The organism is Pseudomonas sp. F01002, assembly GCF_004402115.1.
Taxonomy (GTDB): Bacteria; Pseudomonadota; Gammaproteobacteria; order Pseudomonadales; family Pseudomonadaceae; genus Aquipseudomonas; species Aquipseudomonas frigoris.
Genome location: NZ_SOPU01000050.1, coordinates 1 through 361 on the forward strand (window position 1 = coordinate 1; position 361 = coordinate 361).

A 361-nucleotide genomic window follows, 5' to 3' on the forward strand; every position below is an offset into this window, starting at 1 on the left:
CAAGGTCCACGAAACGATCAATAACGTGCCCTCGGTGGTCGAGGTACTGCTGTCCAACGCCGCCGCCCGGGCCCTGGCGAAAACCCAAGGGGTGTTTTCCTACGAACTGGAACGCGCGGGCGTGATCATCCAGCGCTCCAAAGGTCGCTTCATCAACATCGTCGGCGAACCCAAACGCCTCGCGGCGCCCATTGCTGAGGACGCACAGAACGGCGCGCTCGACCCTGAGCTGCCGAACACCCGCATTCGCATTCCGTTTGACCCGCTCATCCAGGCCGGCATGGCGATCGAACTCAAATGGTTCGGCAAGCGGCCCGATCAGACTATTTACGACCCGGAACTGGAGTGGTTCTTTCCCAGC

At 61.2% G+C, this 361-nt stretch carries 1 protein-coding gene; it reads left to right on the plus strand.

Features of this window, described 5'->3' with window-relative positions:
- A partial coding sequence (locus E3W21_RS31295) for a hypothetical protein (RefSeq protein WP_166793882.1) occupies positions 1-361 on the plus strand: 361 nt, incomplete at both ends.